The organism is Streptomyces sp. NPDC087300 (assembly GCF_044744425.1).
Lineage (GTDB): Bacteria > Actinomycetota > Actinomycetes > Streptomycetales > Streptomycetaceae > Streptomyces.
Genome location: NZ_JBIUYI010000009.1, coordinates 309404 through 336069, shown reverse-complemented (window position 1 = coordinate 336069; position 26666 = coordinate 309404). Strand labels below are relative to the sequence as shown.

The 26666-nt window shown below is 71.7% G+C and carries 26 protein-coding genes; 12 read left to right on the top strand and 14 right to left on the bottom strand.

Translation table 11 applies throughout. The features are described 5' to 3' along the window. Nucleotides 1-2 precede the first annotated feature (2 nt). Together ACIO9J_RS34645 and serB are read left to right on the top strand one after the other, a co-directional pair. Nucleotides 3-1886 carry a streptophobe family protein gene (locus tag ACIO9J_RS34645; protein ID WP_402008297.1) on the top strand — a complete coding sequence of 628 codons (1884 nt, stop codon included), beginning with the start codon at nucleotides 3-5 and terminating at the stop codon, nucleotides 1884-1886. 199 nt (nucleotides 1887-2085) lie between these two features. Then, a complete protein-coding gene (gene serB, locus ACIO9J_RS34640; protein WP_402008295.1) occupies nucleotides 2086-3303 on the top strand; it encodes a phosphoserine phosphatase SerB in 1218 nt (405 codons plus the stop codon). A gap of 112 nt (nucleotides 3304-3415) precedes the next feature. Here the strand turns inward: serB and ACIO9J_RS34635 are convergent, their stop codons facing one another. From ACIO9J_RS34635 to ACIO9J_RS34620, 4 genes are all read right to left on the bottom strand, one after another. Further along, nucleotides 3416-3934: a SixA phosphatase family protein gene (locus ACIO9J_RS34635; protein ID WP_402008293.1), complete on the bottom strand. Its 519-nt coding sequence runs from the start codon at nucleotides 3932-3934 to the stop codon at nucleotides 3416-3418. A 136-nt stretch (nucleotides 3935-4070) separates the two neighbouring features. Next, nucleotides 4071-4286 carry a hypothetical protein gene (locus ACIO9J_RS34630; RefSeq protein ID WP_402008291.1) on the bottom strand — a complete coding sequence of 72 codons (216 nt, stop codon included), beginning with the start codon at nucleotides 4284-4286 and terminating at the stop codon, nucleotides 4071-4073. Between the two features lie 169 nt (nucleotides 4287-4455). After that, nucleotides 4456-4572 (bottom strand): SGM_5486 family transporter-associated protein, encoded by a 117-nt coding sequence (locus tag ACIO9J_RS34625; protein ID WP_107102012.1) that lies wholly within the window; start codon nucleotides 4570-4572, stop codon nucleotides 4456-4458. Nucleotides 4573-4648: 76 nt separating this feature from the next. Beyond that, on the bottom strand, nucleotides 4649-5965 hold the full coding sequence (locus ACIO9J_RS34620) for a CynX/NimT family MFS transporter (RefSeq protein ID WP_402008288.1): 1317 nt from the start codon (nucleotides 5963-5965) through the stop codon (nucleotides 4649-4651). A 117-nt stretch (nucleotides 5966-6082) separates the two neighbouring features. Here ACIO9J_RS34620 and ACIO9J_RS34615 point away from each other — a divergent pair, with 117 nt between their 5' ends. Further along, entirely contained in the window at nucleotides 6083-6763 is a 681-nt protein-coding gene (locus ACIO9J_RS34615) for a FadR/GntR family transcriptional regulator (protein ID WP_402008286.1), read from the top strand. On the opposite strand, the gene ACIO9J_RS34610 is transcribed toward ACIO9J_RS34615, so the two are convergent. The 3 genes from ACIO9J_RS34610 to fabG form a co-directional block, all read right to left on the bottom strand. Continuing rightward, nucleotides 6747-7085, bottom strand: coding sequence for a hypothetical protein (locus ACIO9J_RS34610; RefSeq protein WP_402008284.1), 339 nt, complete (start codon nucleotides 7083-7085; stop codon nucleotides 6747-6749). The two genes, ACIO9J_RS34615 and ACIO9J_RS34610, sit on opposite strands and share 17 nt — an antisense overlap. A gap of 115 nt (nucleotides 7086-7200) precedes the next feature. Next, complete coding sequence (fabI, locus tag ACIO9J_RS34605; RefSeq protein WP_402008282.1) at nucleotides 7201-7962, bottom strand: enoyl-ACP reductase FabI; 762 nt, start codon at nucleotides 7960-7962, stop codon at nucleotides 7201-7203. 5 nt (nucleotides 7963-7967) lie between these two features. Beyond that, a complete protein-coding gene (gene fabG, locus ACIO9J_RS34600) occupies nucleotides 7968-8687 on the bottom strand; it encodes a 3-oxoacyl-[acyl-carrier-protein] reductase (RefSeq protein WP_402008280.1) in 720 nt (239 codons plus the stop codon). A 187-nt stretch (nucleotides 8688-8874) separates the two neighbouring features. On the opposite strand from fabG, the gene ACIO9J_RS34595 reads away from it, so the two are divergent. The 3 genes from ACIO9J_RS34595 to tyrS are packed head-to-tail and all read left to right on the top strand — an operon-like array spanning nucleotide 8875 to nucleotide 13114. Further along, nucleotides 8875-10398, top strand: a complete 1524-nt coding sequence (locus tag ACIO9J_RS34595; RefSeq protein ID WP_402008278.1) for a TldD/PmbA family protein — start codon at nucleotides 8875-8877, stop codon at nucleotides 10396-10398. Then, nucleotides 10395-11789 carry a metallopeptidase TldD-related protein gene (locus ACIO9J_RS34590; protein WP_402008277.1) on the top strand — a complete coding sequence of 465 codons (1395 nt, stop codon included), beginning with the start codon at nucleotides 10395-10397 and terminating at the stop codon, nucleotides 11787-11789. Before ACIO9J_RS34595 ends, ACIO9J_RS34590 begins: the two co-directional genes overlap by 4 nt. Nucleotides 11790-11845: 56 nt before the next feature. Continuing rightward, on the top strand, nucleotides 11846-13114 hold the full coding sequence (gene tyrS / locus ACIO9J_RS34585; RefSeq protein ID WP_402008274.1) for a tyrosine--tRNA ligase: 1269 nt from the start codon (nucleotides 11846-11848) through the stop codon (nucleotides 13112-13114). An 85-nt stretch (nucleotides 13115-13199) separates the two neighbouring features. Here tyrS and ACIO9J_RS34580 read toward each other — a convergent pair whose 3' ends face one another. Next, the gene (locus tag ACIO9J_RS34580) at nucleotides 13200-13475 is read right to left on the bottom strand and encodes a GlsB/YeaQ/YmgE family stress response membrane protein (protein WP_402008272.1); all 276 of its coding nucleotides are present in this window, start codon (nucleotides 13473-13475) and stop codon (nucleotides 13200-13202) included. Between the two features lie 214 nt (nucleotides 13476-13689). On the opposite strand from ACIO9J_RS34580, the gene ACIO9J_RS34575 reads away from it, so the two are divergent. Continuing rightward, nucleotides 13690-14076: a DUF3099 domain-containing protein gene (locus ACIO9J_RS34575; protein WP_402008270.1), complete on the top strand. Its 387-nt coding sequence runs from the start codon at nucleotides 13690-13692 to the stop codon at nucleotides 14074-14076. Between the two features lie 210 nt (nucleotides 14077-14286). Beyond that, a complete protein-coding gene (locus ACIO9J_RS34570; protein ID WP_402008268.1) occupies nucleotides 14287-14502 on the top strand; it encodes a hypothetical protein in 216 nt (71 codons plus the stop codon). A 59-nt stretch (nucleotides 14503-14561) separates the two neighbouring features. Here the strand turns inward: ACIO9J_RS34570 and moaA are convergent, their stop codons facing one another. The 3 genes from moaA to ACIO9J_RS34555 form a co-directional block, all read right to left on the bottom strand. Further along, nucleotides 14562-15569, bottom strand: coding sequence for a GTP 3',8-cyclase MoaA (gene moaA / locus ACIO9J_RS34565; RefSeq protein WP_402008266.1), 1008 nt, complete (start codon nucleotides 15567-15569; stop codon nucleotides 14562-14564). A gap of 158 nt (nucleotides 15570-15727) precedes the next feature. Beyond that, nucleotides 15728-17365 (bottom strand): cation acetate symporter, encoded by a 1638-nt coding sequence (locus ACIO9J_RS34560; protein WP_402008264.1) that lies wholly within the window; start codon nucleotides 17363-17365, stop codon nucleotides 15728-15730. Next, nucleotides 17362-17730 carry a DUF485 domain-containing protein gene (locus tag ACIO9J_RS34555; RefSeq protein ID WP_402008262.1) on the bottom strand — a complete coding sequence of 123 codons (369 nt, stop codon included), beginning with the start codon at nucleotides 17728-17730 and terminating at the stop codon, nucleotides 17362-17364. The genes ACIO9J_RS34560 and ACIO9J_RS34555 overlap by 4 nt, the downstream gene beginning before the upstream one ends. A gap of 353 nt (nucleotides 17731-18083) precedes the next feature. On the opposite strand from ACIO9J_RS34555, the gene ACIO9J_RS34550 reads away from it, so the two are divergent. The 4 genes from ACIO9J_RS34550 (at nucleotide 18084) to ACIO9J_RS34535 (ending at nucleotide 23853) form a co-directional block, all read left to right on the top strand. After that, nucleotides 18084-19628 (top strand): S8 family peptidase, encoded by a 1545-nt coding sequence (locus ACIO9J_RS34550; protein ID WP_402008260.1) that lies wholly within the window; start codon nucleotides 18084-18086, stop codon nucleotides 19626-19628. Beyond that, complete coding sequence (locus ACIO9J_RS34545) at nucleotides 19628-21205, top strand: S8 family serine peptidase (RefSeq protein WP_402008258.1); 1578 nt, start codon at nucleotides 19628-19630, stop codon at nucleotides 21203-21205. The genes ACIO9J_RS34550 and ACIO9J_RS34545 overlap by 1 nt, the downstream gene beginning before the upstream one ends. Before the next feature lie 72 nt (nucleotides 21206-21277). Then, nucleotides 21278-22690: a CoA transferase gene (locus tag ACIO9J_RS34540; RefSeq protein ID WP_402008256.1), complete on the top strand. Its 1413-nt coding sequence runs from the start codon at nucleotides 21278-21280 to the stop codon at nucleotides 22688-22690. Between the two features lie 104 nt (nucleotides 22691-22794). Continuing rightward, the gene (locus ACIO9J_RS34535) at nucleotides 22795-23853 is read left to right on the top strand and encodes a CopD family protein (RefSeq protein ID WP_402008254.1); all 1059 of its coding nucleotides are present in this window, start codon (nucleotides 22795-22797) and stop codon (nucleotides 23851-23853) included. Nucleotides 23854-23931: 78 nt separating this feature from the next. Here ACIO9J_RS34535 and ACIO9J_RS34530 read toward each other — a convergent pair whose 3' ends face one another. The 3 genes from ACIO9J_RS34530 to ACIO9J_RS34520 are packed head-to-tail and all read right to left on the bottom strand — an operon-like array spanning nucleotide 23932 to nucleotide 26649. After that, nucleotides 23932-24975: a zinc-dependent alcohol dehydrogenase family protein gene (locus ACIO9J_RS34530; protein WP_402008252.1), complete on the bottom strand. Its 1044-nt coding sequence runs from the start codon at nucleotides 24973-24975 to the stop codon at nucleotides 23932-23934. A 19-nt stretch (nucleotides 24976-24994) separates the two neighbouring features. Next, complete coding sequence (locus ACIO9J_RS34525) at nucleotides 24995-25747, bottom strand: lysoplasmalogenase (RefSeq protein ID WP_402008250.1); 753 nt, start codon at nucleotides 25745-25747, stop codon at nucleotides 24995-24997. After that, nucleotides 25744-26649: a sterol desaturase family protein gene (locus ACIO9J_RS34520; RefSeq protein ID WP_402008248.1), complete on the bottom strand. Its 906-nt coding sequence runs from the start codon at nucleotides 26647-26649 to the stop codon at nucleotides 25744-25746. The genes ACIO9J_RS34525 and ACIO9J_RS34520 overlap by 4 nt, the downstream gene beginning before the upstream one ends. Nucleotides 26650-26666: the final 17 nt, after the last annotated feature.

The window sequence follows — 26666 nt, the reverse complement described above, 5'->3', positions numbered from 1 at the left end:
TGATGCAGACCGATGAATACCGAAGTGAAAGCCGGGGCGTGCGGTGGGGGGACGTGCTGCTCTCGGCGATCGCCGCGGTCAGCTGGGCCCTGGTCGGCATGGCGGGGACGGCCGCGCTCGGGCTGCATCTGCTCGGCGCCGACGAGGTGGGCTCGCTCGGACCGATGACGGCGGCGACGGTGGCGCTCGGCGCGGGCGGTTCGGTCACGCCGTCCGGCGACGTCTCGGCGTTCGGCCTCAAGGGCGCGGAGGCGACCACGGCGATCGACATCGCGCCACTCGGCGTGGGTCTGGTGGGCGCGCTCCTGCTCTCCCTCTTCTTCCTGCGCTCGCTGCGCGGTGCCGGAGCGGTCGTCGCGCCCGGTGAACTCGCCGCGCGCCTGGGCGCGGTGATCGCCCTGTTCCTGGCGATGCTCGCGGGGCTCGCCTGGGCGGGACACGACATCATCACGATCGACGGCGAGCGGCTCGGCATCGACAAGGGCCTCGACAAGGGCCTCGACAAGCTGCCGGGCGGCATCGGCGACAAACTGCCCGGCGGGATCGGCGGCCTGCTGCCCGACCGGCTCGGCGATCTGGCCAAGGCCAAGGCCGCGGTCGGGTTCACGGTCGACACCGCGCCGACGCTGCTCGGCGGCGCGGTCTGGGTGGCCGGGGTGCTGCTCGTCGCGCTGCTCGCGTCGCGCCGCAGCCCGCTGCCGCGCGGGCTCGACGCCCTGCACCGGGTGGTGCGGCCCGCGGTCTCCGCGCTGGTCGCGGTGGTCGTGGTGGCGGTCCTCGCGGGTCTCGCCGCCGCGGTGTACGCGATGGTGGGCGACGACCACCCCAAGCGGATCGCCGGTGCCGCACTGCTCGGCGCGCCCAACGGCGTGTGGCTCGGGGTCCCCGTCGGGCTCTTCGTGCCGTGGGACGGCAAGGCGACGGGGGCGCTCACCCAGTTCCTGCCGGATCCCGTGGACGACCTGCTGACCGGCCCTTCCGACAAGGCGCTCACGCTCGGCCGGCTCGCCGAACTGGACGGCCGGGTCTGGCTGTTGGGGGTGGCGGCGGCGCTGATGATGCTGTTCGCGGGGGTGCTGACCGCGGTGCGTACGCCTTGGGAGCGGAGGGTCTCGGGGCAGGAGGCATCGGTGCGGGGGTCCTCGGCGCGGGAAGCCTCGGGTCCCGATGCGGCGGGGCGTCACGCGTCCGTACGTGAGGTGGGCGCGCTGGGGTTCGCCGCGCGGTGCGGGGTGCGGCTCGGGGTCGTGACGGCGCTCGGGCTTCCGCTGCTCGTGTGGCTGACCGGGGTGTCCGCAGACGCCTCGCTGTCCGTGTTCGGCTTCGACGCGTTCGGCGCGGGGATCGAACTGCACGGGCGGCTCGGGCCCGCGGTGCTGCTCGGGGCGGCATGGGGGTTCGGCGCGGGGGTCGCGGGGGCGCTGCTCGCGGTGGCCTCGGGGGCGGCGGGCGGCAGCGTCGCGCCGCTGGCACGGGCCGGGCACGAGGTCCCGGCCGGGGCCGGGCACGGTGCGGCGTCCGGAGCCGACTACGCCTCCGCCTACGACTCCAACTCTGGCTCTGGCTCTGGCTCTGGCTCCGCGGTGCCTGCCGAGGCCGGGCCCTATCAGCCCGGCGCTCCGCACCGGCCGCCGAACCCCGACACCAACCCCTACTTGAAGCAGCTGCCCCGCAAGGGCGCCGCTCCCCCGCCGGACGACTCCTCCGCACGGCCGCCCCGTGACGTCTCCGGGGCGCCGACCGTGGTGGGCCCCGTCGGACCGCCACCGTCACCGCCGCCTCGGCCGAAGTCCCGCTCGGCGGACTGGCCGCCGCCGCCACCGCCTCCCCCGCCACCGCCGGAACCGGGACCGCCCGGCCCTGGGAAGCCGCGACGCCCTCGCTGAGTGGCGCCGGCCGCTCCCGCCGATGGAAGCTCCCGCCACTCCCGCCGCCGGAAGAGAAGAAAAGCGGGACGAAGAGACAGCGAAGAGACGGCGACGGAGACGCAAGGAGGCGGAAGCGACAACCCGGAGCGACAAGCGTGTCCGGCACGCGGACCGCCAGGGCGGCCGGGAGGAGCGGGCGGATACCGTAGGGATCACCATGAGTGCTTCGCAGCCCCCTCAGTCTGCCGACGTCCCGACGCTCCTCGTCAAGATCTTCGGCAAGGACCGCCCCGGCATCACCGCCGGCCTCTTCGACACCCTCGCCGCCTACTCCGTCGACGTCGTCGACATCGAGCAGGTCGTCACCCGCGGCCGCATCGTGCTGTGCGCGCTCGTCACCCAGCCGCCCGCCGGCCTGGAGGGCGACCTGCGTTCCACCGTCCACAGCTGGGCGGATTCCATGAAGATGCAGGCCGAGATCATCTCCGGCATCGGCGACAACCGGCCCCGCGGGCTCGGGCGTTCGCTGGTGACCGTCCTCGGCCATCCCCTGACCTCGGAGTCGACGGCCGCGATCGCCGCGCGCATCACGGCGACCGGCGGCAACATCGACCGCATCTTCCGTCTCGCCAAGTACCCGGTCACCGCGGTGGAGTTCGCGGTGTCCGGTACGGAGACGGAGTCGCTGCGCACCGCCCTGGCCCTGGAGGCCTCGAAGCTCGGCGTGGACGTCGCCGTCGTCGCGGCGGGCCTGCATCGCAGGGCCCAGCGCCTGGTCGTGATGGACGTCGACTCGACGCTCATCCAGGACGAGGTCATCGAACTCTTCGCGGCGCACGCCGGATGCGAGGACGAGGTCGCCGAGGTGACCGCGGCCGCGATGCGCGGCGAGCTGGACTTCGAGCAGTCGCTGCACGCGCGCGTGCGGCTCCTCGCGGGCCTGGACGCGTCCGTCGTCGACAAGGTCCGCTCCGAGGTCAGGCTCACCCCCGGCGCCCGCACCCTGATCCGTACGCTCAAGCGCCTCGGCTTCCAAGTGGGCGTCGTCTCGGGCGGATTCACGCAGGTCACCGACGATCTGAAGGAACGTCTCGGCCTCGACTTCGCCCAGGCCAACACCCTGGAGATCGTCGACGGCAAGCTCACCGGCAAGGTGACGGGCGAGATCGTCGACCGGGCGGGCAAGGCGCGTCTGCTGCGCCGCTTCGCCACGGAGGCCGCCGTCCCGCTGGAGCAGACCGTCGCGATCGGCGACGGCGCGAACGACCTCGACATGCTGAACGCGGCCGGTCTGGGGGTCGCCTTCAACGCCAAGCCCGTGGTCCGCGAGGCCGCGCACACCGCGGTCAACGTCCCCTTCCTCGACACCGTCCTCTATCTCCTCGGCATCACTCGCGAAGAGGTCGAGGCCGCGGACACGCACGCCGCCGACTGACGGAGCACGGCCCGTCTTCCGGGCCTCCGCGCATCTCTCGTACGTCGAAGGGGCCCGGCACCACCTGGTGCCGGGCCCCTTCGTCGGATGCGGAGGACGAGCGGAAGCGGAACTACTCGGAGGGCGCCCAGTAGTCGACGAGCGTGGCCACGCCGGGCTCCAGAGCCTTCCACGAACCGGAGTACGTCAGGACGGCGAAGGTGGCGGTCGGGAAGCCGCGGCGGTTCAGCCGGACCCTGGCGTCGCCCTCGGAGTCCCCGGAGAGGACGTCGGTCAGTCCCTGCACTCCGGGGTTGTGGCCGATCAGGACGATGTTGCGCACATCGTCCGGGGTCTCGTTGAGCACGGCGATCAGCTCACCGGGAGAGGCTTCGTACAACCGCTCCTCGTAGACGGTCTTCGGCCGCTGCGGCAGCTCCTGGACGGCGAGCTTCCAGGTCTCGCGGGTCCGGGCCGCGGTCGAGCACAGGGCCAGGTCGAGGGGGATGCCGCTGTCGGCCAGCTTGCGTCCGGCGACGGGGGCGTCCCTGCGGCCGCGCTCGGCGAGCGGCCGCTCGTGGTCGGAGACCTGCGGCCAGTCGGCCTTCGCATGCCGGAAGAGGACGATCCTGCGGGGTTCTGCGACGCTCATGCTTCCCAGCTTCGCATGAAACGCGCCATGGGGCGCAGGGAGTTGGCCCGGTCGCCCGGCACGGGTGACGGCGCCGGTCAGCGGCGGGTCAGGGGGTCGTGGCGATCACGGGGTCACCGAGACTCCGGGGCTTCGGTCACGGGGTCAGGCGCAGGATCGTCTCCCGTATGTGCTCCAGGAGCTGGGTGACCATCGGCTCGCCGCTCGCGGCGTGCGCGTCCGCCGGGTTCAGGATCAGCAGGAGCAGGGCCGCGAAGGCGAGGGCGGGAAGGGCGATCGCCCACCAGGGCAACTGGACCTCGACGCTGCCGGCATCCGCCGGGTCGCGCCGGGTGTGCGAACGGGCCGACATGCCGCCTCCGTGGTCTTCGGGTCCTCCGTGACCGCGTCGTCGCGGGCACAACTCGAAGTTAGGCGATCGGCGGCCCTGAACCCATCCGGAGATCCACCCACTTGACCCTGAGACTGGCCCCCTAGGGGATGGTGGTGCTAACCCCACCATCCGCCCGTCGGGGGCCGGTTCACGGTGAGGCGACGGATGCGACGATGCCGATGATCACGGTGATGGCCAGCATCGCGCCGAGCACGATGAGCAGTTTCTTCTGGCCGTTCTGGGGGTTCGGGTCGAGGACGGGCATACGGCCAGTCTCGCACCCTTTGCCCGCACTCCCTGCGGTGGGGTGGACCCGTGCGGGCCCACCCCCGACGGGACCGTCAGGCGGCGCGCGCCGCCGCGGCGGCCTTCGCCGCGACCTCGTCCTCGACCGTGCGGTTGCGGCCCGCGAGCGTACCGATGATGATCTGCGGCACCATCAGGCCCGCCATCAGCGCGATCGGCAGTCCCCAGCCGCCGCTGTGCTGATAGAGCACGCCGACCAGGAGCGGGCCGGGGATCGAGATCAGATAGCCGGTGCTCTGCGCGAAGGCGGACAGCTTGGCCACGCCGACGCTGCTCTTGGCGCGCATGCCGACCATGGTGAGGGCCAGCGGGAAGGCGCAGTTGGAGATGCCGAGCAGCAGCGCCCAGGCCCAGGCGCCGCCGGCCGGCGCGAGGTAGAGGCCGGTGTATCCGGCGAGGCCGCACAGGCCGAGGACGATCACGACGGGGCCCTGGTTGGGCAGGCGCGTGGCGACCCGGGGGATGACGAAGGCCAGCGGGACGCCCATCGCCATGGTGACGGCGAGCAGCACGCCCGCCTCGCCCGCGGGCACGCCCGCGTCGCGGAAGATCTGCGGCATCCAGCCCATCGTGATGTACGCGGCGGTGGCCTGGAGCCCGAAGAAGACGGCCAGCGCCCACGCCGTACGGCTGTGGGTGATGCGCAGCTCCGCGTCCTCCTGCCGGACGGTCGTGCTGATGTGCTCCGGAGCGGCCGCGGTGGCGGCTCCGTGGTGGCGGACGAGCGGGATCCACGGCAGGACGGCGACGACGGCGAGGATCGCCCAGACGCCGAGCCCGGTCTGCCAGCGGCCGCCGAGGGCGTCGGTCATGGGGACGGTGGTGGCGGCGGCGAGGGAGGTGCCGAGCGCGAGGGCCATCGAGTACAGGCCCGTCATCGAGCCGACCCGGTCGGGGAACCAGCGCTTGACGATCACCGGCATCAGGACGTTGCTGACCGCGATGCCCATCAGGGCGAGGGCGGTGGCGGCGAGGAAGCCCGCGGTGCCGCCGATGAACGGCCTGATCACCAGGCCCGCCGCGATGGCGGCCATGCCGACGCAGACGACCGCGCTGGGCCCGAAGCGCCGGGCGAGCCGGGGGGCCATCACGCCGAAGATCGCGAAGCAGAGCGGCGGCACGGAGGTGAGCAGGCCCGCGAGGGTGCCGCTCATGCCGAGGCCGTCGCGCACCTCTTCGAGGAGGGCGCCCAGGCTGGTGATCGCGGGGCGCAGGTTCATGGCGGCGAGGACGATGCCGACGATGACGAGCCGCGTCGTCCACGCGCGCGTGGGGGCCTGTTTCTCCGCGGCCGTGGTCCGCACGGGGGGTGTCGCTGCCGGTGTCATCGTCTCGGTTTCCTCACTAGCCATGGAGCCATCATAGAATCATGGGATGATTGGCTGTCCAGTCCGTTCGCGTCACACGACCCGTCACCCGCTGCGTCACACGACCCGTCGCACGACACCGGCCACGCACGAAGGAACGTCATGCCGCTGACCACTCCGCGCCGTTCGGCACTCTCCGAACAGGTCATCTCCGAGCTGCGCAACCAGATCTCGTCGGGCGAATGGCCGGTCGGCTCCCGCATCCCGACCGAACCCGAACTCGTCGAGCAGCTCGGTGTGGCGAGGAACACGGTCAGGGAGGCCGTGCGCGCCCTCGCGCACAACGGGCTGCTGGACATCAGGCAGGGCTCGGGCACCTATGTCGTGGCGACCAGCGAGCTGGCCGGCGTGATGCAGCGCAGGTTCGCGGACGCGGAGCCGCGGCACATCGCCGAGCTGCGCAGCACGCTGGAGTCGAGCGCGGCGAAGCTGGCCGCCGAGCGCCGCACGGAGCGCGACCTCAAGCAGCTGGACGCCCTGCTGGCGCGCCGCGAGGAGGTCTGGGCCTCGGGCGACACGGAGGCCTTCGTGACGGCCGACGCGACGTTCCACATGGCCGTCGTGGCCGCTTCCCACAACGACGTGATGACGGCGCTCTACGCGGACCTCGGCGAGGTCCTGCGCGACTGGCTGCGCGAGGACATCGGCACGGAGCTGACCCCCGAGACGCACATGGACCACACCCGGCTCGTCGAGGCGATCCGCGCGCGGGACGCGGAGGCGGCGGGCGCGGAGGCCGCGGGCTACCCGTTCATGTGCCGCCCGGTCACTTCTGGTGGCTGACCCACACCGAGCGGACCTCTTTCCAGCACCGCCCCGTGAGCCGCACGGTCTGCGCGGGCCCCGCCGCCACGGGCGCGCTGTCGAGGTCGATGTCCCACCACCGGTCGCACTCGACGTGCAGCCGCACCCGGTCGGTCTCGGGGTAGGGGTTGTGGCAGTCCGCGACCACCCGGGAGCCCGCCACGCTGGTGCGGCACTCCGAGCCGAAAGGCCGGGGCTCCGGCGCCTTCACGCGCGCGTGCGGGGGCTCCTGCGGGACGCCGCTCGGCGCGACGACCACAAGTGAGAGGGCGGCGAGCACCGCGGCAGGCGACAGACGCACACCTCAGAGTGCGCGGCACCGGCCCCGCGGCGCCCGGCAAGGGGGCCGAACGGGTGACGCCCCGTCCCCCGCGCGCTGCGGGGGACGGGGCGTCATGTGCGTACGACGTGCCTGGTCAGGCACCCATCATGTGGACGCCGCCGTCGACGTGGATGATCTCGCCGGTGGTCTTCGGGAAGAAGTCCGAGAGCAGCGCGACGATGCCGCGGCCCGCGGGCTCCGGGTCGGCCATGTCCCAGCTCAGCGGGGAGCGGGAGTTCCAGATGTCCGCGAGGTCGGCGAAGCCCGGGATGGACTTGGCCGCCATGGAGCCGATCGGGCCCGCGGAGATCAGGTTGCAGCGGATGTCCTCCTTGCCCAGGTCACGGGCGAGGTAACGGCTGGTGGCCTCCAGGGCGGCCTTGGCCGGGCCCATCCAGTCGTACTTGGGCCACGCGTACTGCGCGTCGAAGGTGAGGCCGACGACCGAGGCACCGTCCTCGAACAGCGGGCGGCAGGCCATGGTGAGCGACTTCAGGGAGTACGCCGAGACGTGCATCGCCGTGGAGACGTCCTCGAAGCTCGCCTCCAGGAAGTTGAAGGCGCCCTGCGGCGCGAAGCCGATGGAGTGCACGACGCCGTCGAGGCCGCCGAGCTCGTCCTTGACCAGGCCCGCGAGCCGGTCGAGGTGCTCCTGGTTGGTCACGTCGAGCTCGATGACCTTGGCGGGCTTCGGCAGCTTCTTGGCGATGCGCTCGGTGAGGGTGGGCCGCGGGAAGGCGGTCAGGATGACCTCCGCGCCCTGCTCCTGGGCGACCTTGGCCGCGTGGAAGGCGATGGAGGACTCCATCAGCACACCGGTGATGAGGATGCGCTTGCCGTCGAGAATTCCGCTCATGGTGATCAGTGACCCATGCCCAATCCGCCGTCAACGGGGATGACGGCACCAGTGATGTACGAAGCGTCGTCCGACGCCAGGAACTTGACCGCCGCGGCGATCTCCGCGGGCTGCGCGTAGCGGCCCAGCGGCACCTGGGAGACGATGCCCTTGCGCTGCTCCTCCGTCAGTGCCTGGGTCATGTCGGTGTCGACAAAACCGGGCGCGACGACGTTGAAGGTGAGGTTGCGCGACCCGAGTTCACGGGCGAGCGAGCGCGCGAAGCCGACCAGGCCCGCCTTGGAGGCGGCGTAGTTCGCCTGGCCCGCGGAGCCGAGCAGTCCGACCACGGAGGAGATCAGGACGACGCGGCCCTTCCTGGCGCGCAGCATGCCGCGGTTGGCGCGCTTGACGACCCGGAAGGTGCCGGTGAGGTTGGTGTCGAGGACGGACGTGAAGTCCTCCTCGGTCATGCGCATCAGGAGCTGGTCCTTGGTGATGCCCGCGTTGGCCACGAGCACCTCGACGGGACCGTGCTTCTCCTCGATCTCCTTGTAGGCCGTCTCCACCTGCTCGGCGTCGGTGATGTCGCACTTGACGGCGAGGACACCCAGCTCGGCGAGCTGCTGCGGCGGCTCGCCGGAGCGGCAGGTGATCGCGACCTTGTCGCCGGCTTCGGCGAAGACGCGGGCGATGGCGAGGCCGATGCCCCGGTTTCCTCCGGTGACGAGAACCGAGCGGCTCAACGGATCACCCTTTCGATAGCGGTCAGGTACGTCGAAAACCTATCGGTACCGTCCGCGATACGGAGAATCGGTGACCGACAGTGGCTGGCGGGACTCGCTGTCGGGTCCCTACAGAAAGGTCTGGCCGCCGGGGCACCGGTCACGACATGATCGGACCTGACCCGGTGCCGACAGCAGGGAGACATCCGTGCCTCATACCCTCGATGAAGCCTTCACGGCGCTGCCGCTGCGGGCTCTCGCCGACGCCGCGCTCGCCCGCGCGCGGGCGCTCGGCGCCGACCACGCGGACTTCCGCCTGGAGCGGGTGCGCAGCGCGTCCTGGGCGCTGCGCGACGCCAGGCCTTCGGGCACCTCCGACACCACGGACCTGGGTTACGCGGTGCGCGTGGTGCACGGCGGCACCTGGGGCTTCGCGTCCGGCGTGGACCTGACGATGGACGCGGCGGCCCGGGTCGCCTCCCAGGCCGTGGCGATGGCGAAGCTGTCCGCGCAGGTCATCAAGGCCGCGGGGTCCGACGAGCGGGTGGAGCTCGCGGCCGAGCCGGTGCACGCGGACAAGACGTGGATCTCGTCGTACGAGATCGATCCCTTCTCCGTGCCCGACGAGGAGAAGGCGGGGCTGCTCGCCGACTGGAGCGCGCGGCTGCTCGCGGCCGACGGGGTCGCGCACGTCGACGCCTCGCTGCTCACCGTGCACGAGAACAAGTTCTACGCGGACACGGCGGGGACGACGACCACACAGCAGCGCGTGCGGCTGCATCCGCAGCTGACCGCGGTGGCCGTCGACGAGTCGAGCGGCGAGTTCGACTCGATGCGCACGATCGCGCCGCCGGCCGGCCGCGGCTGGGAGTACCTGACGGGGACCGGCTGGGACTGGGCCGGCGAACTGGAGCGCATCCCCGAGCAGTTGGCCGAGAAGATGCGGGCGCCGAGCGTACGGGCGGGCTCGTACGACCTGGTGGTCGACCCGTCGAACCTCTGGCTGACCATCCACGAGTCCATCGGCCACGCCACCGAGCTGGACCGCGCGCTCGGCTACGAGGCGGCGTACGCGGGGACCTCGTTCGCCACCTTCGACCAGCTCGGCAAGCTCGCGTACGGCTCGTCGATCATGAACGTGACGGGTGACAGGACGGCCGAGCACGGCCTCGCCACCATCGGGTACGACGACGAGGGTGTGGCCGCGCAGTCCTGGGACCTGGTCAAGGACGGCACGCTGGTCGGCTACCAGCTGGACCGGCGCATCGCGAAGCTCACCGGCTTCGAGCGGTCCAACGGCTGCGCGTACGCGGACTCCCCCGGCCACGTGCCGGTGCAGCGCATGGCGAACGTGTCGCTCCAGCCGGATCCCGGCGGGCTCTCGACCGAGGACCTGATCGCGGGCGTGGACCGCGGGATCTACGTGGTCGGGGACCGCTCGTGGTCCATCGACATGCAGCGCTACAACTTCCAGTTCACCGGCCAGCGCTTCTACAAGATCGAGAACGGACGCCTCGCCGGGCAGCTGCGCGACGTCGCCTACCAGGCGAGCACCACCGACTTCTGGGGCTCGATGGCCGCGGTCGGCGGCCCGCAGACCTACGTACTCGGCGGCGCCTTCAACTGCGGCAAGGCCCAGCCGGGCCAGGTCGCCGCGGTCTCGCACGGCTGCCCGTCCGCCCTGTTCCGGGGCGTGAACATTCTGAACACCACGCAGGAGGCCGGTCGATGAGCCGCAGCGCCACCAAGCCGCACGAGATCGTCGAGCGCGCCCTCGAACTGTCCACCGCCGACGGCTGTGTGGTGATCGCCGACGAGCAGTCCACGGCGAACCTGCGCTGGGCGGGCAACGCGCTGACCACCAACGGCGTCACCCGGGGCCGCACCCTGACCGTGATCGCCACCGTGGACGGCAAGGAGGGCACGGCGTCCGGCGTCGTGACCCGCGCGGCGGTGACCGCGGCCGACCTGGAGCCGCTGGTGCGGGCCGCCGAGGAGGCCGCGCGCGGCGCGGGCCCCGCCGAGGACGCCCAGCCGCTGGTGACCGGCACGCCCGCATCCCCGGACTTCACCGAAGCCCCCGTGGAGACCTCGTCCGCCGTCTTCGCGGACTTCGCGCCCGCGCTCGGCGAGGCCTTCGCCAGGGCCCGCGCGGGCGGCCGCGAGCTGTACGGCTTCGCCAACCACGAGTTCGTGACCAGCTACCTCGGTACGTCGACGGGCCTTCGCCTGCGCCACGACCAGCCCAACGGCACCCTCGAACTCAACGCCAAGTCGCCGGACCGCACCAAGTCCGCGTGGGCGGGGCGGGCCACCCGGGACTTCAAGGACGTGGACCCCGCCGCGCTCGACACCGAGCTCGCGCAGCGCCTGGACTGGGCGCGGCGCCGGATCGAGCTGCCGGCCGGGCGGTACGAGACGCTGCTGCCGCCGACCGCCGTCGCGGACCTGCTGATCTACCAGATGTGGTCCTCGTCGGCCCGGGACGCCGCGGAGGGCCGCACGGTCTTCGCCAAGCCGGGCGGCGCCACGCGCCTGGGCGAGCGGCTCGCCGAACTGCCGCTGACCATGCGCAGCGACCCGCACGAGCCGGGCCTGGAGTCCGCGCCCTTCGTGCTCGCGCACTCCTCGGGCGGCGACTCCTCCGTCTTCGACAACGGTCTGCCGATCGGCCCGACCGACTGGATCCGCGAGGGTGAGCTCGCCCACCTCACCACCAGCAGGCACAGCGCGGGCCTGACCGGCCTTCCGGTGGCGCCCGCCGTCGACAACCTGATCCTCGACGGGGGCGGTGACCGCTCGCTCGACGAGATGGTCGCGGCCACGGAGCGCGGCCTGCTGCTGACCTGCCTCTGGTACATCCGCGAGGTCGACCCGGCGACGCTGCTGCTCACCGGCCTCACCAGGGACGGCGTCTACCTCGTCGAGAACGGCGAGGTGGTGGGCGAGGTGAACAACTTCCGGTTCAACGAGTCGCCGGTCGGGCTGCTCGGCAGGGCCACCGAGGCGGGCCGTACGGAGCGGACGCTGCCGCGCGAGTGGGGCGACTACTTCACCCGGGCCGCGATGCCCGCGCTCCGCGTCCCGGATTTCAATATGAGTTCGGTCAGCCAGGGCGTATAACCTCGGACCGTGCACGTCAGTGCACGTCGCAAGCGAACCAAGGAGACGCGAGACCCGTGACGGACATCGTCGACGAGCTGAAGTGGCGGGGGCTTTTCGCCCTGTCCACCGATGAAGACGCACTGCGCAAGGCGCTCGCGGACGGTCCCGTCACGTTCTATTGCGGCTTCGACCCGACCGCGGCGAGCCTGCACGTGGGACACCTCGTGCAGGTCCTCACCATCCGTCGGCTCCAGCAGGCGGGGCACCGTCCGCTGGCCCTGGTCGGCGGCGCGACGGGTCAGATCGGTGACCCGAGGCCGACCGCCGAGCGCACCCTGAACGACCCCGAGACGATCGCGAACTGGGTGGGCAGGCTGCGCACCCAGATCGAGCCGTTCCTGTCCTTCGAGGGCGAGAACGCGGCGACCATGGTCAACAACCTGGACTGGACGGCGGGCCTCTCCGCCATCGAGTTCCTGCGGGACATCGGCAAGCACTTCCGGGTGAACAAGATGCTCACCAAGGAGTCGGTCGCCCGCCGTCTGGAGTCCCAGGAGGGCATCTCCTACACGGAGTTCAGCTACCAGCTCCTCCAGGGCATGGACTTCCTGGAGCTCTACCGGCGGCACGGCTGCACCCTGCAGACCGGCGGCAGCGACCAGTGGGGCAACCTCACGGCGGGCATCGACCTGATCCACCGCCTGGAGCCGGACGCCACGGTGCACGCCATGGGCACGCCGCTGATGGTCAAGGCGGACGGCACCAAGTTCGGCAAGACCGAGGGCGGCGCCGTCTGGCTCGACCCCGAGCTGACCACGCCGTACGCGTTCTACCAGTTCTGGCTGAACGTGGACGACCGGGACATCTCCACCTACCTGCGGATCCTGTCCTTCAAGTCCCGCGAGGAGCTGGAGGAGATCGAGCAGCAGACCGAGGAGCGTCCGCAGGCGCGTGCCGCGCAGCGCGCGCTCGCCGAGGAGCTGACGACGCTGGTGCACGGCGCCGAGCAGTGCGCCGCGGTGATCGCCGCGTCCAAGGCGCTGTTCGGCCAGGGCGACCTCGCCGGGCTGGACGAGGCCACGCTGAGCGCTGCGCTCTCGGAGCTGCCGCGCGTCAAGGTGAGCGAGCTCGGCCAGGTCGTGGACCTGCTCGCCGAGGTCGGTCTGGTGGCGAGCAAGTCCGCCGCCCGGCGCACGGTGAAGGAGGGCGGTGCCTACGTGAACAACGTCAAGGTCGCCGCCGAGGACGCCGTCCCCGCCGCGGACGAGCTGCTGCACGGCCGCTGGCTGGTGCTGCGCCGCGGCAAGAAGAACCTCGCGGCGGTCGAGGTCACCGCGGGCTGACGGTCGCGCTCGTACGACGGCGAGGGCCCGGTCTCCCTTCGGGGGAGCCGGGCCCTCGCCGTCGTACGCCGCGGGTGACCGCGGATCAGGTCGTCCGTCTGTCGCCCTTGATCATCTTGTACGCGGCGTCACCGACACCGACCACGACGACCGCCGCGACCAGCTGGAGCGCGTGCCGGCCCCAGTCGATGCCCCGGGTCTCGTTGATGCCGAACTTCGTCGCGAGCCAGTTGCCCACGACCGCTCCGATGATGCCGAACACGGTGGTCAGCCAGAGCGGACTGTGCTGCTTGCCGGGCAGGATCGCCTTGGCGATCAGCCCCAGCACGAATCCCACGATGATCGCCCACAACCAGCCCATCACTGCCTCCTCGTACGGCTCGACATGAGCAGTAACGTCAGTGTCTGTCCGTCCCCCGTACGGCGCATGTCGGGCACCCCCATACGTGGCACGACGCAGGAAGTACGCCGAGGTGGGGCGTCCCCCGGTCTCGTAGGCGACGGAGCCCCGGCGTAACGTGGAACGCAGTCCGGGCCGGGGAGAGCTCGGTGGAACGGGCAGGTGGTGGAACGTGATGCGGAAGCGGAGCGGCGGCGAGGTCTTCCGGATCACGGGGGCCAGGCAGGGGCTCGCGGACGACGTCCGTGGACGGCAGCGACGGTACGTGATCTCGATGTCGGTCAGGACCGTGTCGGTCGTCGCGGCGGCGGCGCTGTGGAACGTCGAGCGGCATGTCGCCCTCGTCGCTCTGGTGCTCGGTGTTCTCCTTCCGTACATCTCCGTGGTCATCGCGAACGCCGGTCGTGAGAGCAATCCCTCGCTTCCCTCGACGTTCGTACCCGCCCCTTCTCGGCCAATGCTCGCGCCGCCGGCTCCGGCGGGTGCCGCGGAATCCGTCCCGGAAGATCCCCTGGGGCCCGCCCACGACCAGCGGCGCGGCTCAGCGCGTGATCAGAACTGACCGTCGACGTTCCGCCAAGCTCAAGAAAACCTCAGATCAATCATGTAGTTCCGGTGCCAGTCGGCCGGTCCCCCATGACATACTTCGTACGCGCTCCGCATCCCCCGTCGGAGCGACAGACCGACGCCGGGCAGCTCCCCCCGTGGCTGCTCGGCGTCGCCTTGTTTTACGGGCAGTTGTCCGCGACTGCCAAGGCACTGGGACGCGACTGTGAGTGACGAAAACCCGATCTGCTCCGCCAAGGGCTGCCGCGTCGCCGCGGTCTGGGTCCTCGCCTGGAACAACCCCAAGATCCACACGCCGGAGCGCCGCAAGACGTGGCTCGCGTGCGACGACCACCGCGAACACCTCTCCCAATTCCTGGGCGTCCGCGGCATGCTCAAGGAAGTCGTGACGCTGACGGAGTGGGAATCCCGCGAGGCGTAGGCCACTTCGGGCCCTCCGGGCTCCGCGCGACGCACGTCGAGTGGAGCCCCGCGGCTGGGTCAGCCGCCGATCGCCGACATCGGCCTCGCCGGCTGGAGGAACGACGGGTCGTCCAGGCCGGAGCCCGCCTTCTTGCCCCACATCGCGAGCTTCCAGATGCGGGCGATCGCCTCGTCCGAGCCATCCGTGCTGTCCTCGGGGGCGGCGCGCAGGGCCGCTCGCAGGTCGGTCTCCTCGGTGGCGAACAGGCAGGTGCGCACCTGGCCGTCGGCCGTCAGCCTCGTACGGTCGCAGGCCGAGCAGAACGGGCGGGTGACCGAAGCGATGACGCCGACGCGGTGCGGGCCGCCGTCCACGATCCAGCGCTCGGCGGGGGCCGAGCCGCGCTCCCCCGAGCCCTCTTCGGTGAGCTCGAAGCGGGTGCGCAGGGACTCCAGGATGTCACCGGCCGTGATCATGCCGTCGCGCTTCCAGCCGTGCTGGGCGTCCAGGGGCATCTGCTCGATGAACCGCAGCTCGTACTCGTTCTCCACGGCCCAGGCGAGCAGGTCGGGGGCCTCGTCGTCGTTCAGACCCGGCATCAGGACGGTGTTGACCTTGACCGGGGTCAGGCCCGCGTCACGGGCTGCTTCGAGGCCTTCGAGGACGTCCTTGTGACGGTCACGGCGGGTGAGCGTCTTGAAGACGTCGGGGCGCAGGGTGTCCAGGGAGACGTTGACCCGGTCCAGGCCCGCGGCCTTGAGGGCCTTGGCGGTGCGCTTGAGGCCGATACCGTTCGTCGTCAGGGACATCCTGGGGCGCGGTTCCAGCTGGGCGCAGCGCTCCACGATGCCGACGAGGCCGGGCCGCAGCAGCGGCTCGCCGCCGGTGAACCGGACCTCGGTGATGCCGAGCTGCGTGACGGCGATGCGCACCAGCCGGACGATCTCGTCGTCCGTGAGCAGATCGGGCTTGGCCAGCCACTGGAGGCCCTCTTCGGGCATGCAGTACGTGCAGCGCAGATTGCAGCGGTCGGTCAGTGAAACGCGCAGGTCAGTGGCTACTCGGCCAAAGGTGTCGATGAGCACTGCGGCCCCCTCCCCGGCGGTTGGATGTTGATGTTCCGACGCTTACGACCCTACGCCAGACCTCTGACAACGCCATGGGCCATTTGCCACGAGGAACGGCGCGGCCGCGTCGTAGGACTCTACGACGCGGCCGCCGCGAACCGATGGACACGGACCGCTCAGTGGGCTCCGACGCCGGTCAGGGACTTGACCTCCAGCTCGGCGTACTTGCCCTTGTCCGGCTCCTCCTTCGACAGGAGCGAGCCGATCCAGCCGAGCAGGAAGCCCAGCGGGATCGAGATCAGGCCCGGGTTCTCCAGCGGGAAGAAGTCGAAGTTCGCGTCGGGGAACATCGAGGTGGGCTTGCCCGAGACCACCGGCGAGAACAGTACGAGGCCGACGGCGGCGACCAGACCGCCGTAGATCGACCAGAGCGCGCCCTGGGTGGTGAACCGCTTCCAGAACAGGCTGTAGAGGATCGTCGGCAGGTTCGCGGACGCCGCGACCGCGAAGGCGAGCGCGACGAGCCCCGCGACGTTCAGGTCGCGGGCCAGCGCGCCGAGTGCGATGGAGACGATGCCGATGAAGACGGTCGACCAGCGGGCCGCCTTCATCTCCTCCTTCTCGGTGGCCTTGCCCTTGCGGATGACGTTCGCGTAGATGTCGTGCGCGAACGAGGACGACGAGGCGAGGGTGAGGCCCGCGACGACCGCGAGGATGGTGGCGAAGGCGACCGCGGAGATCACCGCGAGCAGGATGGCGCCGCCGGTCGAGTCGCCACCGCCGCCGATCTCCAGGGCGGCGAGCGGCGCCGCGGTGTTGCCCGCCTTGTTCGAGGCGATGATGTCGCCCGGCTTGAGCAGCGCGGCGGCGCCGAAGCCGAGGACGATCGTCATCAGGTAGAAGGCGCCGATGATGCCGATCGCCCAGTTCACGGACTTACGGGCGGCCTTGGCCGTGGGCACCGTGTAGAAGCGGATCAGGATGTGCGGCAGGCCCGCGGTGCCGAGCACCAGGGCGATGCCGAGCGAGATGAAGTCCAGCTTCGACGTGCCGGTGGCGCCGTACTTCAGGCCCGGCTCCAGGAACGCGGAGCCCTTGCCGCTGTTGGTGGCGGCCGAGCCGAGCAGGTCGGAGACGTTGAAGTTGAACTTCAGCAGGATCAGGAAGGTGATGAGGATGGTGCCCGTGATGAGCAGCACGGCCTTGACCATCTGCACCCAGGTGGTGCCCTTCATGCCGCCGATGGTCACGTAGACGATCATCAGGACGCCGACGAGGGCGACGATGAGGACCTTGCCCGCGTCGGAGGTGATGCCGAGCAGCAGGGAGACGAGGACGCCCGCGCCCGCCATCTGCGCGAGCAGGTAGAAGATCGACACCACGATGGTGGAGGTGCCCGCTGCCGTACGGACCGGGCGCTGGCGCATCCGGTAGGCGAGGACGTCGCCCATCGTGTAGCGCCCCGAGTTGCGCAGCGGCTCGGCGACCAGGAGCAGCGCCACGAGCCAGGCGACCAGGAAGCCGATGGAGTAGAGGAACCCGTCGTACCCGAAGAGGGCGATGGCGCCCGCGATGCCGAGGAAGGACGCGGCGGACATGTAGTCGCCGGAGATCGCCAGGCCGTTCTGGAAGCCGGTGAACTGGCGGCCGCCCGCGTAGAAGTCAGCGGCGCTCTTGGTCTGCCGGCCCGCCCAGACGGTGATGACCAGGGTCGCGACGACGAAGGCCGCGAAGAGGCTGATGATCAGTGGCCGGTGCTCGGAGGCGTCGGAGGCCGCCGCGAGCTCGACGACGGCGGTGTGCGCGGGGCTCATGCCGCTCCCTCCATACGGGACTTGATCGCCTCGGCCTTCGGGTCGAGCTTCGACGCGGCGTGGCGCGAGTAGAACCAGGCGATGAGGAACGTGGTCAGGAACTGCCCGAGGCCGAGCGCGAGGGCGACGTTGATGTTGCCGAACAGCTTGGTGCCCATGAAGTCGCCCGCGTAGTTGGAGAGCAGGACGTAGACCAGGTACCAGGTGATGAAGGCGATGGTGAGCGGGAAGGCGAACGAGCGGTGCGCTTGGCGCAGTTCACCGAATTCCGCGCTCTCCTGCACCTCGATGAACTCCTCCGTGGAGGGCGCGTGGGGAGTGGGGTCTGGGCCGCCCTTCGAAGGTGGCGGTGCGTCGGTGGCCACGGAGTCTCCTCGTGGTGCGGGTGGGGTGGGGACGGACAGTTGTTCCATGGGCGCTGATCTTCCGCTCGGGCAGTGACGCGGATCACGTGAGCCACGGATGGCGATGCTAAGGCCACTGGACGTGATCCGACAGGGGGTTGATGTTGCTTCCGTGACGTACTCAACGCCGGGGCGACACGCGCGACGCGGCCCAACTCCCCGGTTTCTTCGGCAAGTCATTGCTGGCCTGGGAGTTTCCGGGTTAGCTTCACCCTGAACCACCCGTCATGTACCTGCCCGAGCACCACCTGTGTTCGGGCAGTTCCGTATGCGATTCCGTGTGCGGTTCCGTCTCCGGATGATGTGGAGATCCCATGGCTCATCTGCGTTCCAGACGCCGTACGGCGCTCGCCCTGCCGCTCGGCATCGCCCTGGCCGCCTCGGTCGGGTTCCTGCCCGGCGCGGCGTCCGCGGCCTCGAACGAGTCGCCCGCCCCCGTGTCGGCCCAGGCCGCGAAGGACGCCCCCGCCCTCGCGTACGTGGTCAACACGCGCGCGGACCACAAGACGATCCAGTACGTGAAGAAGGCGATCGCCAGGAACGGCGGGTCCGTCGTCGTCGCGTACGAGAAGATCGGCGTGATCGTCGCGCACTCCTCGAACGCGGACTTCGGCAAGCAGATACGCGAGGTGCGCGGCGTGCAGACCGCGGGCGCGACCCGCACCGCGCCGCTCACCGCCGCCGGCACCACCGAGGACGGCGCGCCGAAGCTCCTGTCGAAGGCCGACGCCAAGTCCCTGAAGGCCGCCGCCGCTTCGGGCGACGAGCCGCTCGAGGCCGACCAGTGGGACCTGCGGGCGATCGGCGCCGACAAGGCCGCCAAGATCAACCCGGGCAGCAAGAGGGTCACCGTCGGCGTGATCGACACGGGCGTCGACGACACCCACCCCGACCTCGCGCCCAACTTCTCGCCCTCGCAGTCCGCGAGCTGTGTCGGCGGCAAGGCCGACACCTCCCCCGGCGCCTGGCGCCCGGCGAACAAGGACTCCTACCACGGCACGCACGTGGCCGGTGAGATCGCCGCCGCGCGCAACGGCGTCGGCGTCGCGGGCGTGGCGCCCGGCGTCAAGGTCTCGGGCATCAAGGTGGCCGACCCGGTCAACGAGCTGTTCTACCCGGAGAGCGTGGTCTGCGCCTTCGTGTTCGCCGCCGACCACGGCGTGGAGATCACCAACAACAGCTACTACGTGGACCCGTGGCTGTACAACTGCAAGGACGACCCGGACCAGCGGGCCATCGTCGACGCGGTCAACCGGGCCCAGCTGTACGCCCAGCGCAAGGGCACGCTGAGCCTGGCCTCCGCGGGCAACTCCAACCACGACCTGGACTCGGACGCGATCGTCGACACGTCGAGCCCGGACGACTCCACTCCGGTGTCGCGCACCATCGACCCGCACGAGTGCCTCGACATCCCCACCCAGCTTCCCGGTGTGGTCACCGTCAGCGCGACCGGTGTGCAGGACCTGAAGTCGATCTACTCCAGCTACGGCAAGGGCGTCATCGACGTCGCGGCGCCGGGCGGCGACAAGTTCCAGATCCCGGGCGACACCCCGTCCAAGAACGGCCGCATCCTCTCCACCATGCCGGGCGGCGAGTACGGCTGGCTGCAGGGCACCTCGATGGCATCGCCGCACGCCGCGGGCGTCGCCGCGCTGATCAAGTCGACGCACCCCAAGGCGGGCCCGGCCGAGCTCCAGCGGCTGCTCAAGAAGCAGGCCGACAAGCTCTCCTGCCCCACCGCTCCGTACGACCCGGACGGTGACGGCGACGTCGACGCGCTCTGCAAGGACGGCGGCAAGAACAAGAACGGCTTCTACGGCAGCGGGCTCGTCGACGCGCTCGACGCCGTGAAGAAGTGATGGGGAGAACGCACGTGAACAAGTCCTCGACCCGGCTCGGCGCCGTCGCGCGCTCCCGCCGCGCACTGGCCCTTCCGCTCGGCATCGCGGTGGTCTCGGCCGTCGCCTTCCTGCCCACGACGGCCTCGGCGCGGCCCGCCGACCTGCCCGGCGCGAACGCGTCGGCCGCGACCGCGGCGGACGGCACGTCGATGAGCTACGTCGTCAACGTCCGCCCCGGGCACGCGAGTGCGGCCTGGGCGAAGAAGGCCATCGCCAAGGCGGGCGGCACCGTCGTCATCGCGTACGACAAGATCGGCGTCATCGTCGTCCACTCGGCGGCGCCCGATTTCGCGCGGACGATCCGCAAGGCCAAGGGCGTCCAGTCGGCGGGCGCCACGCGCACCGCGCCGCTGTCGGCCCAGTCGGACGACGCGCTCGACTCCGAGCGGCCGCTGACCGCCGCCGAGGCGAAGGCCGCGGCGGGCAAGGCGTCGGCGGGGCAGGACGAGTTGGAGCCGTTGCAGTGGGACCTGCCCGCCATGAAGGCGGACAAGGCCCACGAGGTCTCGCTCGGCAGCCGGAAGGTCACCGTCGGCGTCCTGGACTCCGGGGTCGACGACACGCACCCCGACATCGCGCCGAACTTCGACCGGCGGGCGTCCGCGAGCTGTCTGGGCGGCGTGCCCGTGCAGAAGGACAACGCGTGGCGTCCGGTGGCCAAGGAGAGCGACCACGGCATGCACGTGGCGGGCACGATCGCCGCCGCGAAGAACGGCACCGGCATCACGGGCGTCGCGCCCGGCGTGAAGGTGGCGAGCCTGAAGGTGGCCGAGCCCGCGACCGGCATGTACTACACGGAGGCCGTGGTCTGCGGCTTCGTGTGGGCGGCCGACCACGGCGTGGACGTCACCAACAGCAGCTACTACACCGACCCGTGGCTGTTCAACTGCACGACGGACGACGACCAGAAGGCGCTCGTCGACGCCGTCGGGCGGGCCACGAAGTACGCCGAGCGCAAGGGCGCGGTGAACGTCGCGGCCGCGGGCAACGCCAAGACGGACCTCGCCCAGGACGAGATCCTCGACGACTCCAGCCCGGACGACACCACTCCGGTGCCGCGGACGGTCAAGACCAAGGACTGCTTCGACATCCCGTCGCAGCTGCCCGGTGTCGTGACGGTCTCCGCCACCGGTGCCAAGGGCATCAAGTCGTCGTACTCGAACTACGGCAAGGGCGTCATCGACATCGCGGCGCCGGGCGGCGACTCCACCGCGTACCAGGCTCCGCAGGCACCGGCCGTCGACGGCCGCATCCTGTCGACGCTGCCGGGCGGCAAGTTCGGCTACAAGGCGGGCACGTCGATGGCGTCCCCGCACGCCGCGGGCCTCGCCGCGCTGATCAAGTCCACGCACCCGCATGCCTCGGCCGCACGGGTCAAGGAGCTCATGTACCGCCAGGCCGACCGGATGGCGTGCACCGCTCCGTACGACTACGACGGTGACGGCAAGGTCGACGCGGTCTGCGAGGGCGGCAAGAACAAGAACGGCTTCTACGGCGCGGGCATGGCCGACGCGCTGGACGCCGTGCGCAAGTAACCCTGTTCGCAGGAGTGTTGGGCCGGGCGGCCGAGGGTCGCCCGGCCCTTCCGCGCGCGGCATAGTGCACGCATGACGCGTACCTCACCGGATGCCACCCACGGAGCCTGGAACGCACTCGGCGGCGATCCCGCGCACCTCCCCCGGATCTCCTCCGTCAGCCGCGACGGCGCGCTCGCCGCGCGCCTCCCCGTCATCGTGCTCGCCCGCGCCTGCGTGGGCGTCTGCGCGCTTGCCGCCGCCGAGTTGACCGCGCTGCGCACCGGGGGCGACGTGCCCCGGGTCCTGGTCGACGACGGCGCGGTGGCCACGGCCTTCACCAGCGAGCGGCACCTGTCGGTGGACGGCAGGAGGCCGGTGAACTTCGCCCCGCTGTCCCGGTTCTGGCGGACCGCGGACGGCTGGGTGCGCACCCACGCCAACTATCCGCACCACAGGGCGGCGTTGCTCGCCGCCCTCGATGTCCCCGGCACGGGCACCGGATCCGAGAACGCGGTCGCGGTCGCGGTCGCCGCGCGCCTCGCGGAGCTGCCCGCCACGAAGGCCGAGGACGCGGTGTACGCCGCCGGGGGCCTCGCCGTCGCCCTGCGGACGCCCGAGGAGTGGGCCGCGCATCCGCAGGGGGCCGCGTCGGCCGGGCAGCCGCTGGTGCACAGGGAACCGCTCGGGCCCGCGCCCGCGCGTGACCTCGCCCCGCTCACCGGTTCCCCCGCGCGACCCGCCGACGGACTGCGCGTGCTCGACCTCACCCGGGTGATCGCGGGGCCCGTGGCGACCCGCACGCTGGCGCTGCTCGGCGCGGACGTGCTGCGCGTCGACCCGCCGGGGCTGCCCGAACTCGCCGACCAGCACACGGACACCGGCTTCGGGAAGCGGTCGGTGACGCTCGGCCTCGGGGACCGCGCGGACCGGCGCGTCTTCGAGGACCTGCTCTCCACGGCCGACGTCGTCGTCACGGGCTACCGGCCCGGCGCCCTCGACCGCTTCGGGCTCTCGCCACGGGAACTGGCCGCGCGCAGGCCGGGGCTCGTCGTCGCACAGCTGTCGGCGTGGGGCGCTCAGGGCCCGTGGGCGCGCCGGCGGGGCTTCGACAGCCTCGTGCAGGTGGCCACCGGGATCGCGGCCGTCGAGGGCGGTCCCGATGAGCCGGGGGCGCTGCCCGCGCAGGCCCTGGACCACGGCACCGGGTATCTGCTCGCCGCGGCCGTGCTGCGGACGGTGACCGAGCAGGCGGCGCAGGGCGGCACCGGGTACGTACGCCTCTCCCTCGCCCGTACGGCGGCATGGCTGATGTCGCTCGGCGCCGCGCAGTCCGGCGGGCGCTCGGCGGAGGCCCCCGAGGGCCCCGCGCCCTGGCTCGCCGAGAGGGACAGCCCGCTGGGGCGACTGCGGTACGCGCTGCCGCCCGTCTCCTTCACCGATGGCCCCGTCAACTGGTCGCGTCCGCCGGGGATTTGGGGAGCCGACCGGCCCCGGTGGCGGTGAGGCGGCGCACACGGCGTCGAGCGGTACGGTCCGATCGGAAGGGCTTTGCACCAGTTGTCCCCCAGGACTTGCCCACCGGGCCAACCCCTGGTGAAGATCATGTGGTGAGCTCCATACGACCGTCCGCCGAGCCCGGAGGCGATGCCACGGCCGGCATACCGGCGACCGCCGCCTCGCACCGCGCGCCGCGCCACCGCCCCGCGGTGGGCCGCGCCGTGGCCGTGCTCGTCCTCGTGGCCCTCGCCGCGCTGATACCGCTGCTCGGCCCCTCGGCCGCGCTCAGCGGCACCGGCGAGGCGAAGGCGCCGGGCACGGCGGGGATCACGCTGTTGCGCGGGGTCCTGTTCGGCGCGCTCTGCGTGCAGCTGGGCGAGGTGTTCGCGTCCCGGCTCATCCGCCGGGTGCCGGGGGCGCCGCGTGGCAGGGCGGGCGAGCCGCGCGGCTGGGGGGCGTACGCGGCCTGGGCGGGGTTCGCCGCGGCGCTCGGGCTCGCCGCGATCGTGGCGAACGGCAACCTCGTCCCGCAGCAACTCTCCGACCTGGACATCGGGCGGCTCTACGACACCCGGGACGGCAGACTCGCCCTCCTGGAGGTCAACGCCTTCATCGCGGCCGCGCTGTGCGCCCGCTCGCGGCGCCCCGCGGGTGCGGTGCTCCCGCTGGCCGCGGTGATCGTCGCGGAGGCGCTGCGGGCGCACCCGCCCGCCGAGGACTCCGCGCTCCTGGGCAGCGGTCTCACCCTGGTGCACCTGACGTGCGCGGCGCTGTGGGCGGGCGGCCTGCTCTACGTCCTTCGCCTGCTGCGGCGCTGGCGGACGTCCGCTCCGGAGGAGGGCATCGCGGTACTGGGGCTCTACGCGCGCGTGGCCGCCGTCCTGTTCGCCGCGATCACGGCGACCGGCGTGTGCAGCACGCTGCGCCGGATGCCGCCGGGCACGGTCGTCGACCAGCTGACCGGCACGGCCTACGGCCGCGCCCTGCTCGCCAAGGTGCTCGTCGTGACCGTCGTCGCGGTGCTCGCGCTGCTGGCCCGCCAGCGCTTGCGGGGCGCCGGGGACCGTGTCCACGCGTACGTCCCCGCGCGCGGGGAGGTCATCGCGCTGGGCTTCGTCGTGGTGCTCTCGGCGCTGCTCACTACGGTGCCTGTGCCTATTCGCTGGTGAGCCGCCGGTCGGTACGCGTCTGCGGGTACGTCGTGGCTCGTCGCGCAGTTCCCCGCGCCCCCTACGGGGCGCCCCCTCCTAGAACTTCACCTGGACCTTGAGGGCGGTGCGCTCGTCCATCGCCTTGTAGCCCTGCGGCACGTCCTCGACGCCGACCGTCAGGTCGAAGACCGGCGAGGGGTCGATGGTGCCGTCGAGGACGTCGGGCAGCAGCTCGGGGATGTAGGTGCGCACCGGCGCGACGCCGCCGCGCAGGGCGATGTTCCTGTCGAACATGACGCTCAGGTCCAGGCCGGTGCCGCTGCCGTGCGGGACGCCGACGAAGCCGATCGCGCCACCGTCGCGCGTGACGTCCACGGCGGTACGCATGGACTGCTCGGTGCCGACCGCCTCGATCACGGAGTGGGCGCCCTGGCCCCGGGTGAGCTCGCGCACGGCGGCCACCGCGGCGTCCCCGCGCTCGGCGACGACGTCCGTGGCGCCGAAGCGGCGCGCGATGTCGGTGCGGGCCTGGTGGCGGCCGAGGGCGATGATCCGCTCGGCGCCGAGCCGCTTGGCCGCGAGGACGGCGCACAGGCCGACCGCGCCGTCGCCGACGACCACGACGGTGGCTCCGGGGCGTGCGCCCGCGCCGAGCGCCGCGTGGTGGCCGGTGCCCAGGACGTCCGAGAGGGTCAGGAGGCCGGAGAGCAGGTGCTCGTCGGACGCGGCATCGGCGGGCAGCTGGACCAGGGTGCCGTCGGCGAACGGCACCCGGACGGCCTCGCCCTGGCCGCCGTCGTAGCCGACCGAGCCCCAGAACCCACCGTGCTCGCAGGACGTGGTGAGGCCCTCGGCGCAGTAGTCGCAGACGCCGTCCGACCACATGAAGGGCGCGACGACGAGATCGCCGCGGCGCACCCCGCTCACCTCGGACCCGGTCTCCTCGACGATGCCGAGGAACTCGTGCCCGATCCGCTGGCCGGGCTGGCGCTTGGCCTCGCCCCGGTAGGCCCACAGGTCGCTGCCGCAGATGCAGGCCCGCAGCACGCGCACGACGGCGTCGGTGGGCAGCTGCACCACGGGCTCCGGCACGTCCTCCACGCGCATGTCGAACGGGGCGTGGATGGTGGTGGCGCGCATGCGTGGTCCTTCGTGCGGTTCAGGAGGTGGTGCTGGTGCTCGTGGTCGTACGTGTCATACGCCTTTCACCGTACGCCCGGTCGGACCCCTGTCGTGCACCGGCCGCCGTCAGTACGCCCCTGGCCAGCAGGAACTGCGCCGCGATGTACGTGAGCATGATCGCGAAGTCGGGCCGGGGCAGCTGCGGCCACTCGGCGACGCCGGTCGCGATGAGGGTGTCGGAGAGCAGGAAGAGCGCCCCTCCCGCGGCCGCCGCGGGGCCGATGGCGGTGGCGCCGAAGGCCATCGCGGTGAGCAGCAGGCTGTAGCCCGCGACGGGGCCGCGCATGTCGGCGGGCAGGTCGGGCCAGAGGAGCGCCACGGTGACGGCGAGCGCGAGCGCGTACCCGGCGACGAGCGCGGTGCCACGCGCGCGTGCGGCCCCGCTGCCGTCCGCGTACCGCTTGAGGTCGCCGTACCTGCGGAAGTCCCCGTGCCGCTTGAAGAGCACGAGGTAGCAGACGTGCCCGGCCGCGAAGGAGCCCATGCCGGCGAGGAAGGCGGGCTCGGCGTCGAGGAGCAGGAAGGTGTCGCCGCCCCAGCCGCAGAGCAGGGCGGCGACCAGCAGCCGCGGTCCGCCGCGCACGGCGACGTACGCCGCGAGCAGCGGCATGAGCAGGGGTTTGCAGACGGCGTGGCCGGGACCGAAGTCCGCGAGGAGCGCGCCGAGATCGCCGAGTGCGGCGACGCCGAAGACGCCGATGAGCAGCGTGGCCGCGGGCGTCCTGCTCACGCGGCACGCTCGGGGACCGGCGCGTCGGCGGCCGCCGCGGGCGCCGTGGCGGGCTCCGCGGCCGCGGACGCCTGCGGTTGCCACCCCGGCCCGCGGAAGACGCGTCCGGCCCGCTCACGCCAACTCGTGGCCGCCTTCAGGTCCTTGGCGATGGCGGCGTACTCGTGGGTGGCGACGCGCAGCGGGTTGTACGTCGCGATGTTCTTCGTCAGGCCGTAGACCGGACGGTCGGTCTCCGCGACCCACGAGCCGAACACGCGGTCCCAGATGATCAGGATGCCGCCGAAGTTGCGGTCCAGGTAGCCGCCCTGGGACGCGTGGTGGACGCGGTGGTGCGACGGCGTGTTGAAGACGAACTCGAAGGGCCTGGGCAGCTTGCCGATGCGCTCGGTGTGGATCCAGAACTGGTAGACCAGGTTGGCCGACGAGCAGAACGCGAGGGCGGCCGGGTGCACGCCGCAGGCGATCAGCGGCAGGTAGAACGGCCACACCGTGAGGCTCGTCCAGGGCTGGCGCAGCGCCGTCGTGAGGTTGAAGTTGCGGCTGGAGTGGTGCACGACGTGGCAGGCCCACAGGATGCGGATGACGTGGTGGCCCCGGTGCGACCAGTAGTAGAAGAAGTCCTGCGCGAGGAGCATCAGCGGGACGGTCCACCACAGCACGGGCACGCGCAGCGGGGTCAGCGCGTAGACGCCCGAGTAGATCGCGACGATGGGGATCTTCCACAGGAAGTCGAAGGCGAGGCTGCCGAGCCCCATGGTGACGCTGGTGGCGGCGTCCTTGGTCTCGTACCCCGCCGCGTCCTCGTCCGGATGGATCCGGTGGCTCACGATCTCGACGACGGTGAGCAGCACGAAGGCCGGTATGGACCACAGCACGACATCGGGCAGGTTCGGGGACATGCGTGCACCGTAGAACG